The following is a 9,397-nucleotide window of genomic DNA, read 5'->3' as shown; positions in this document are numbered from 1 at the left end:
CTACGACATCCGCACCGCCGCCGTCGCCCGCTCCGTCCCCTGCCTCACCACCGTCCAAGCCCTCGCCGCCGCCGTCCAAGGCATCGACGCACTCAGCTGCGGAGAGGAGAGCGTCCGCTCGCTCCAGGAGCACGCGGAGCACCTCACCGCCACCCGCTGAACCTCCGGACCGCTCAGTTGACCGTGGTCGGCACCGAGGTGTCGATGGCCAGCGAGACGGCGAGCATCCCGAGCACCGCGCCCATGGCGTACCGCTGGACCCGGAGCCAGGAGGGACGGCGGGCGAGGAAGACGGCGATGGTCCCGGCGGCGATCACGATCGTCAGATTGACCACGACGCTCACCACGATCTGGATGCTGCCGAGCACAAAGCCCTGGAAGAGGACATGGCCCTCGTCCAGATCGACGAATTGCGGGATCAGCGAGATGTACATGATGGCGATCTTCGGATTGAGCAGATTCGTCATCAGGCCCATCATGAACAGCTTGCGCGGGGAGTCGTGCGGAATGTCCTCGGGGGCGAAGACGGAGAGCCCGCCCGGCTTCAGGGCGTTCCACGCCAGATAGGCGAGATAGGCCGCACCCGCCAGCTTGATCACGATGTACAGCTCGGGCACGGCGATGAAGACGACCGACAGGCCCAGATTGGTGGCCAGCAGATAGACCATGAAGCCGACGGCGACCCCGCCGAGGGAGATGATCCCGGCCCGCCGGCCCTGGGTGATGCTCCGGGAGACTATGTAGATCATGTTGGGGCCGGGGGTGAGCACCATCCCCAGGGCCACCGTCACCACACCGAGCACCGCGCCCAGCTCGATCATGACGACCTCTCTTTCTCTCTCCGTGGCCCGGACCCCGGCGCCGTGTTCCCGCCGGCCCGGCGGCCGGCGCGCAACACCTCGCAGAGGTCGTGCACGATGTCGTGGAGCAGATGGCGGGTGAAGAAGTCGACCGTGAGCCGCGCGCCGGGAAAGCGGGTGTCGCCCCGGTCCCAGTCGTCGCCGGTGAGCCGCTCCAGACGGCGGGCCAGCTCCTCGGCCGCCCGCCCCAGCTCCTCGGCGGCGCGCCCGGGGTCCTCGTCGCGGTAGAGCACCGGGAACTCGGCGGGGGCCGCGGCCGGTTCGCCGGCGCCGGGGGCCGCCGCGGACGGGCCCAGCACGGCGTCGAGCCGCTGGTGGAAGAGGAGGCACATGTCCCGCACATGGCAGCCGTGCTCCAGCGGGGACCAGGAGAGGGCGCCGACGCGCTGCCCGGTGGTGTCCGGGTCGGTCAGCACCTGCTGCCAGCGGGCGGCGGACTCCCGGAGCAGCCCCGCCGCCTCGGGCCGGGAGAACGCCCGGGAGCCGAAATTGCACCGACCGCACCGGGGCGGTGGGAAGACGGGCCAATCACCTTGCGCGGGCGGTGTCGGGTCCATCGGGCCACGGGTTCCTTCCTCGCGGTTGCACACCCTTGCCGTGCTTGACCGGTGCGGTGTCCCCACCCGGCCGGTCCGTGCTGATCGGAGCAATTCCGAGTGTAGGTCGCGCATTACACCGGTGCAATCTCTCCCATTGACCTCGGTGCAATCAAGTGCTTAGGGTGCGGGAGGGGGAAGGTTCACCGGGCGGGCCCCGACCGGCCCGGGAACGGACCCGGCCGGGCCGCCCGGACCCCGGCGGAGAGGAGAGCGCGGTGAAGGACTACCAGCGGGTCGCCGACGCGGTGGGCGCGGAGATCACGGCGGGGCGGCTGAGACCGGGCGACCGGCTCCCCCCGCAGCGCGAGTTCGCCCGCCGCCACGGCATCGCCAACTCCACCGCCACCCGCGTCTACCAGGAGCTGGCCCGCCGGGGGCTGACCGTCGGCGAGGTGGGCCGGGGCACCTTCGTCCGGGCCGTGCCCCGCCCGACGGCCCCCGCGCTCACCGAACCCGGTGACACCCGCGTCGACCTGGAGCTGAACTACCCGGTGGTGCCCGAGCAGGCCGGGCTGCTGGCCGCCGGGATCGGCGGGCTGCTCCGCCCCGATGTCCTGGAGCCGGTGCTGCGCCCGGTGGGCGCGGCCGGCACCCCCGCCGCCCGGGACTCGGCGGCGGATCTGCTGACGCGCGGCGGCTGGCGCCCCGACCCCGCCCGTATCCTCTTCGCCGGGAACGGCCGGCAGGCCATCTCCGCCGTCATCGGCGCGCTGGTGCCGCCCGGTGCCCGCCTCGGCACCGAGGAGCTGACCTACCCCGTGCTGAAGGCCATCACCTCCCGGCTCGGCGTCACCCTCGTCCCCCTCGCGATGGACGCGTCGGGGCTGATCCCCGAGGCGGTCGAGGAGGCCCACCGCAAGGCCCCGCTGCACGCCGTCTACGTCCAGCCGACCCTGCACAACCCGCTCTCGCTCACCATGCCCGGAGCCCGGCTGGAGCGGCTCGCCGAGGTGCTGCTGCGGCTCGGGATCACGGCGGTGGAGGACACCATCTGGGCCTTCCTCCGGGACGATCTGCCGCCGCTGGCCGCCCTCGCGCCCGAGCGGACCGTCCTCGTCGACAGCCTCTCCAAGCGGCTCGCCCCCGGTCTGACCCTCGGCTACACGGTGGCGCCCGCCGCCGTCCTCAGCTCGCTCGCCACGGCGCTGCGCTCGGGCGGCTGGACCCCCATGCGGTTCACGCTGGAGGCGGCCCGCCAGTGGCAGGCCGACGGCACGGTGCGGAAGCTGGTGCGGGCCAAGCAGCGGGAGGCGTCGGTACGGCAGGAGATCGCCGCCCGCCACCTGGGCCGGTTCGCGGTGCGGGGCGACCCCCACTCGTACTACTGCTGGTGGGAGCTGCCCCGCCCCTGGCGCGCCGACACCTTCGTCGCCGCCGCCGCGCGGCACGGCATCGGGGTCACCCCGGCGGCGGCCTTCGCCATCGGCCGCAGCCATGCCCCCAACGCCGTCCGGCTCGGCCTCGCCTCGCCCCGGCCCGATGTCCTGTCACAGGCGCTCGCCACGCTCGCCGACCTGGCCAGGACTGCCCCGGACGACCTCGTCACCGACTGACACCACCCCCAGCCGGCGCACCAGCGGGGTGGTCATCCCGGTGGTGACCAGGGCCATCACCACCATCAGCGAGAACAGCTCGCCGTCCAGGAGACCGAGGTCGAGACCGGCCCCGAGCACCACCAGCTCGGTGATGCCCCGGGTGTTCATCAGCGCCCCCATGGCGGTGGACTGCCGGGTGTCGAAGCCCTGCGTGTACGCACCGGCGAAGCCGCCGGCGAACTTTCCGGCGATGGCCACCAGCAGGATCAGCGCCAGGTCGATCAGATCGCCGCCGTCGAAGTCCGACAGATCGACGCGCAGCCCCGCGAGGACGAAGTACACCGGCAGCAGCACCGCCGAGCCGATGCCCGCCGTCGCGCGCACCGCCTGCCCGGCCAGCGGGCCCTCGCGGGGCATCACCACCCCGAAGAGAAACGCGCCGAAGATGAAGTGGAAGCCCATCCACTCGGTCGCCGCACAGCACAGCAGCAGCCCGCCGAAGACGACGATCAGCGGCGTTCCGCTGTCCTGGCCGGCCCTTCCGGTGCCCGCCCGGCCGTCCCCCGCCCGGCCGTCCCCCGCCCGGAAGAGCCCGGGCCGGCGCAGCAGCGGGCCGGCCACCAGCAGCATCCCGGCGGCGAAGGGCACGATCAGCAGCGACTGCCAGACCGGCACCTCCTGTGCCCCGCCGGTCATGGCGACGGCCAGGGCCAGCAGCGCCCAGCACAGCACATCGCCGACCGCCGCGCTCGCCAGCGCCGTGGAGCCCAGCGGGGTCCGCTGGAGGCGCAGATCGATCAGGATTCTGGCCAGCACGGGGAAGGCGGTCACCGACATCGCCACGCCCAGGAAGAGCAGAAAGCCGCCCCGGTCGGACGGGGTGTGGTCGCGCAGCAGGAACAGACCGAGCGGGAGCGAGAGGACGAACGGCACGGTCACCGCCCCGATCACCACCCCGGCCACCCGGCGCCCGCCGCCCCGGAGCACCCGGGCGTCGATCTCCATGCCGACGGTGAACATCAGCAGGGCGAGCCCCAGATTGCCCAGCGCGTGCAGCGCCGGGAGGAGGGCGCCGGGGAAGAGCGCCCCGGCGACCCCCGCCCCGAGCAGCGTCGGGCCGAGGAGGACCCCGACCAGGATCTCGCCGATGACCGGTGGCTGCCCGAGTCTTCGGCACAGCCGGTGCAGCAGGCCGACCAGGACCAGGATCAGCGCCAGGTCGGCGAAGAGCAGCAGGACATGATGGGACGTCACCGGAGGACCTCCGCGTCCTCGTCCTCGCCGGCGCCCTCACCCCGGGCGCCTTCCCCGCCCGCGGGGCCCTCCGCCCGGCTCACAGGTCGAGGGAGTTGGCGATGATCGACTTCATGATCTCGCTGGAGCCGCCGAAGATGCGGTTGACCCGGGCGTCGGTCCAGGACCTGGCGATGGGGTACTCGTGGAGATAGCCGTACCCGCCGTGCAGCTGGAGGCAGCGGTCCACCACCCGGCCCTGTGTCTCGGTGCAGAAGAGCTTGACGACGGCCGCCTCGGCCGCGTCGAGCTCGCCGCGCACATGGGCCAGCAGGGACTGGTCCAGCAGCGCCCGCCCGGCCCGCAGTTCCGCGGCCGACTCGGCGAGGACGAACTTGGTGTTCTGGAAGTCGCTCAGCCTGTTGCCGAAGGCGGTGCGCTCCCTGACGTACCCGATGGTGCGCTCCAGCGCGGCCTCCGCGCCGGACTGCGCCGCCACCGCGATGGAGAGGCGCTCCTGCGGCAGGTTCGACGTCAGATAGTCGAAGGCGCGGCCCTCGGCCCCGAGCCGGTCGGCGACGGGAACCCGCAGATCGTCGAAGAACAGCTCACAGGTGTCCTGGGTGCTCTGCCCGATCTTCTTCAGATTGCCGCCCCGGCTGAATCCGCCGGCGGTCGTCTCGACCATCAGCAGGGTCAGTCCGCCGTACCGCTGCTTGGGATCGGTGCGCACGGCGGTGATGACGAGATCGGCGTGGGTGCCGTTGCTGATGAAGGTCTTGGACCCGTTGACCACGTAGTGGTCGCCGTCGCGGACGGCGGACGTGGTGATGCCGGAGATGTCGGAGCCGGTGCCCGGCTCCGACATGGCGATGGCCGTGACCAGCTCGCCGCCGACCATCCCGGGCAGCCAGCGGCGCCGCTGCTCATCGGTGGCATACCGCAGCAGATAGGGCAGAACAACATCGTTCTGGACGCGTAATCCGCCGTACGAGATGCCGAGAGCCTCCATTTCCTCGGTGAGCACCGCGTTGAACCGGAAGTCGTCGGAGCCCGGACCCTCGTACTCCTGGGGCGCCTGGAAGCAGAGCAGCCCCAGGTCGCCGGCTCTGCGCCAGAAGTCGCGCGGCGCCGTGCCGGCCTCGATCCACTCGTCGTACACCGGCGCGGCCTCTTTGGTGAGAAAGGCCCGGACGGTCTGCCGGAAGTCCTCGTGCTCCTGCTCGTAGACACTGCTCTGCACGGTGGTCGTCCTCTCTCAGCCGTGGTTGGGGAGCACCCAGGACAGTCCGTCGCCGGAGGAGACGAGACCGCCGTCGAGGTCCGCCGTCTCGGGGCCCGCGTCCTCGCCGAGCAGGGCGCGCGCCTGGACATGGGCGCCCTCCCGCATGACGTCGGCGACGATCGGGGCGTGGAAGAGGCCGCCGCGCGAACCCCCGGTGCCCCCGGTCGCGGCGCCCGCGCCGTGCACGGCCCGGGACAGCTCGCACGAGCTGCTGGCGAGCCGGTCACCGGCCTCGATCAGATCCCGCTCGCCGGAGGAGACCCCGCCCACCAGGTCGACGAAGGCCTCCAGGTCGGACTTGGGGTAGGCGGTGACCTGCTTGGCCTGCCAGAAATAGGACTGCTCGTCGACATGGAGGGAGTAGAAGGAGATCAGGAACTCGTAGAAGACGGCGTACTCCTTGCGGTAGCGCCGCTCGAACTCCTCGAACGCCTGCTCCTCCGGGACGGTGCCGGCCAGGCTGCTGTTGATCGAACGGGCCGCGAGCATCGCGCCGTAGGTGGCCAGGTGCACCCCGGAGGAGAACACCGGGTCGACGAAACAGGCGGCGTCCCCGGTGAGCACCATGCCGGGCTTCCAGAAGCTGCTGTTGATGTACGACCAGTCCTTGCGGACCCGGACCTGCCCGTACGGTCCCGTGGTGACCCGGGTGGCCTCCGACAGATGGTCCTTGATCAGATCGCAGTCGTCGATGAGCCCGAGCAGCGCCTGCTCCGGGTCGCCCTGGACACGGTCGGCCCATTCGCGGTTGACGACCGCGCCGACGCTGGTGAGCGTGGGGCTCAGCGGGATGTACCAGAACCAGCCGCTGTCGAAGGCGGCGCAGAGGATATTGCCCGAGTTGGGCTCGGGCAGCCGCTTGCCGCCCTCGAAGTAGCCGAAGACGGCGAGGTTCCGGAAGAAGTCGGAGTACGCGCGGGTGCCGCCGACCGCCTTGTGCAGCCGGCCGGTGTTGCCGGAGCTGTCCACGACATAGCGGGCGTGGACGGTGCGCTCCCGGCCCTCGTCGTCGCGGTAGTGGACCCCGGTGACCCGGCCGTTCTCCTCGATCACCCTGAGGACCGCGCACCTCTCCCGCACCTCGACGCCGTTGAAGCGGGCGTTGTCCAGCAGGATCTGATCGAACTTCATCCGCTCGACCTGGTAGGCGTGCGAGGTGGGACCCGCCATCTTCGGCGAGACCGCGAAGGCGAACTGCCAGGGCTCCGGGTTGGAGCCCCAGCGGAAGGTGCCGCCCCGCTTGACCGTGAACCCGGCCTTCGCCACCTCGTCGGCGACACCGAGCAGACCGCAGATGCCGTGCACGGTCGCCGGGAGCAGCGACTCGCCGATCTGGTAGCGCGGAAACGTCTCCTTCTCCAGCAGGAGCACCCGATGCCCCTTCTTGGCCACCAGGGTGGACAGCGTCGATCCGCTGGGACCGCCGCCGACGACCACGACATCGAACTCTTCACTGGGCATGACGAACTCCCTCATAAGGCTTGCTGGTTCGCTGATGGTTCCCGCCGGGCGGGGGCGGGTCGCGCCCCCGCCCGGGGGTGGTCAGACCTCGGTGGCGGACATGCGGTGGGACACCGTCGGACCGATCCGGGCGAGCACATCGGCACGGCCGATGTCCCGGTGCGCGCAGCCCAGCTCATGGGTGATCACCGCGCCGTCGATGTACGGCCGCCACAGGGCCCCGGTCCCGGTGGTGGCCCCGGGGTCCGTGTCCGACACGGCCTCGAAGACCAGGGCGTCCCCCTTGAACACCCGGGGCAGGGCGGTCCGCATGAGCGCGCGGTGGCGCTCGGCCGCCGCCGCGACCGCCCGCCGGGTGGGGGCGTCGAGGACGGCCGCGGTCTCCTCGTCGAGCACCTCCGGATCGGCGGCGCCGGCGCGGTGGGCGGCCAGGGCGGCGGGGCCCGGATAGGCGTCCAGCAGGACGAGGGTGGCCACGCGCTCGCCCTCCTCCTGGAGCAGCGCCGCCATCTCATGGGCGATCGTGCCGCCGAAGGACCAGCCCAGCAGGTGGTACGGGCCCTGCGGCTGAACGGCCCGCACCTCGGCCAGATACCGGGCCGCCGCGTCGGTGAGGCTCACGGGCGGGTGGGGGTCGGTGCCGCCGGCGCCGGTCAGGCCCGGGGCCTGGAGGCCCCAGAGCGGGATGTCCTCGCGGAGGGTGCTGAGCAGACCCGCGTAGGACCAGCTCAGCCCGGACGCCGGGTGGACGCAGAAGAGCGGGGCCCGGGTGCCCTCCCGGCGCAGCGGGAGCAGGGTGTCCAGGGGCAGTGCGGTACGCCGGGTTCCGGCCGGGTCGCCGGTCCGGCCCTCGTCGCGGTCGCGCTCGTCGAGCAGGGCGGCGACGCGGGCCGGCGTCTGGGCCTCGTACACATCGCGCAGCGGCAGGTCGGCGCCGAGGACGGTGCGGGTCCGGGCGAGGAGGGAGGTGGCGAGGAGGGAGTGGCCGCCGAGGTCGAAGAAGCCGTCATCGGGGCCGACCCCGGGCCGGCCGAGCACCTCGGCGAAGATCCGGCACAGCGCCTCCTCGCGCGCGGTGGCGGGTGCCCGGCCGGCGGCGGGGCCCGTGTAGTCGGGCGCGGGCAGGGCCGCCCGGTCGACCTTGCCGTTGCGGTTGAGCGGCAGCGCGGGCAGCGGGACCACGGCGGCGGGCACCATATGGCCCGGGAGCAGCTCCGCGAGATGGCGGCGCAGGGCCTGCGGATCGGCCGGCCCCTGATCGGCGGGCTGGAGGTCCGTGGGCTGGGCATCTCCGGTCTGGAGGCCGGTGGTCCGGAGGTCCGTGCTCTGGAGGTCCGTGCTCTGGAGGTCCGTGCTCTGGAGATCGGTGGGCTGGAGATCGGTGGGCTGGAGAGCAGTGGGCTGGAGAGCGGTGGGCTGGAGAGCAGTGGGCTGGAGAGCGGTCTGGGGGTCCGTGGTCTGGACGTACGCCACGAGGCGCTGGTCCCCCGGCCGGTCCTCCCGGACCGTCACCACCGCCTGCGCCACCGCCGGATGCCCCATCAGCACCTGCTCGATCTCACCCGGCTCGATCCGGAACCCGCGCACCTTCACCTGCTGGTCCGCCCGGCCCATGAACCACAGCTCACCGTCCTCGCCCCAGCGCACCAGGTCGCCGGTGCGGTACATCCGCGCCCCGGCCGGACCGAACGGATCGGCCACGAAACGCTCCGCCGTCAGCCCCGGCCGGTTCAGATACCCCAGCGCCAGCGCCCCACCGGAGACATACAGCTCCCCCACCACCCCCACCGGCACCCGCTCCAGAGCACCGTCCAGCACCCGCACCCGCACCCCCGCGATCGGACCCCCGATGGACGCGGCGAAGGGTCCGTCCGGGAGCGGCTCGGGCAGGGTGGTGGCGGTGACCACATGGGTCTCGGTCGGGCCGTAGTGGTTGTGCAGCCTGCGGCCGGGGACCCGTCCGCAGAAGCGGACCAGCTCCTCGCCCGCGACCAGGGCCTCGCCCGCCTGGGCGATATGGCGCAGGGCGGGCAGGGTGCGGTCCTGCCGGGCCGCGGCGGCGGCCACCGCCTCGATCACCTGGGTGGGGGCGTACAGCCGGGTGATCCGCTGCTCGTCCAGCCACCCGGCGTACCGGTCCATGTCGCCCCTGACCTCGCCGGGCGGGATCACCAGGGTGCCGCCGGAGGTCAGGGTCGCGAAGAGTTCCTGGACGGAGACATCGAAGCCGGGCGAGGTGAACTGGCCCACGCGCTCCGGGCCCTCCCCGTCACCGGCGTCCCGCTCCGCGTGCCAGCGCAGCAGATTGACGACGGCTCCGGCGGGCATCGCCACGCCTTTGGGGGTGCCCGTGGAACCCGACGTATAGATCACATACGCCACATCATCCACCGACACCGGACGAAGCCGCTCCCCGTCCTCCAC

Annotated in this window: 7 protein-coding genes; 1 reads left to right on the top strand and 6 read right to left on the bottom strand. The window is 72.4% G+C overall.

Annotated features, from left to right (window positions below):
* Positions 1–173 precede the first annotated feature (173 nt).
* On the bottom strand, positions 174–821 hold the full coding sequence (locus tag ABT122_RS32540) for a LysE family translocator (RefSeq protein ID WP_351559611.1): 648 nt from the start codon (positions 819–821) through the stop codon (positions 174–176).
* Positions 818–1,417: a DinB family protein gene (locus tag ABT122_RS32535; RefSeq protein WP_351559609.1), complete on the bottom strand. Its 600-nt coding sequence runs from the start codon at positions 1,415–1,417 to the stop codon at positions 818–820. Before ABT122_RS32535 ends, ABT122_RS32540 begins: the two co-directional genes overlap by 4 nt.
* Before the next feature lie 257 nt (positions 1,418–1,674).
* Between ABT122_RS32535 and ABT122_RS32530 the strand changes: the two genes are divergently transcribed.
* Positions 1,675–3,012: an aminotransferase-like domain-containing protein gene (locus ABT122_RS32530; protein ID WP_351559607.1), complete on the top strand. Its 1,338-nt coding sequence runs from the start codon at positions 1,675–1,677 to the stop codon at positions 3,010–3,012.
* Here ABT122_RS32530 and ABT122_RS32525 read toward each other — a convergent pair.
* The 4 genes from ABT122_RS32525 to ABT122_RS32510 form a co-directional block, all read right to left on the bottom strand.
* Complete coding sequence (locus ABT122_RS32525) at positions 2,947–4,248, bottom strand: cation:proton antiporter domain-containing protein (RefSeq protein ID WP_351559605.1); 1,302 nt, start codon at positions 4,246–4,248, stop codon at positions 2,947–2,949. The two genes, ABT122_RS32530 and ABT122_RS32525, sit on opposite strands and share 66 nt — an antisense overlap.
* A gap of 79 nt (positions 4,249–4,327) precedes the next feature.
* Positions 4,328–5,470 carry an acyl-CoA dehydrogenase family protein gene (locus ABT122_RS32520; protein WP_351559603.1) on the bottom strand — a complete coding sequence of 381 codons (1,143 nt, stop codon included), beginning with the start codon at positions 5,468–5,470 and terminating at the stop codon, positions 4,328–4,330.
* 15 nt (positions 5,471–5,485) lie between these two features.
* A complete protein-coding gene (locus ABT122_RS32515) occupies positions 5,486–6,973 on the bottom strand; it encodes a tryptophan 7-halogenase (RefSeq protein WP_351559601.1) in 1,488 nt (495 codons plus the stop codon).
* Positions 6,974–7,054: 81 nt separating this feature from the next.
* Positions 7,055–9,397, bottom strand: a 2,343-nt coding sequence (locus tag ABT122_RS32510; RefSeq protein ID WP_351559599.1) for an amino acid adenylation domain-containing protein, incomplete at its 5' end; no start/stop codon positions are given.

It is taken from the genome of Streptomyces sp. NPDC001985, assembly GCF_040296845.1.
Lineage (GTDB): Bacteria > Actinomycetota > Actinomycetes > Streptomycetales > Streptomycetaceae > Streptomyces.
The sequence above is the reverse complement of the archived record's forward strand: the minus strand, read 5'-3'. Positions and strand labels throughout refer to the sequence as shown.

Bases quoted from the DNA above. Each gene is read 5' to 3' on its own strand.
- ABT122_RS32540 (WP_351559611.1), bottom strand. From the start codon at position 821: ATGATCGAGCTGGGCGCGGTGCTCGGTGTGGTGACGGTGGCCCTGGGG.
- ABT122_RS32535 (WP_351559609.1), bottom strand. From the start codon at position 1,417: ATGGACCCGACACCGCCCGCGCAAGGTGATTGGCCCGTCTTCCCACCG.
- ABT122_RS32515 (WP_351559601.1), bottom strand. From the start codon at position 6,973: ATGCCCAGTGAAGAGTTCGATGTCGTGGTCGTCGGCGGCGGTCCCAGC.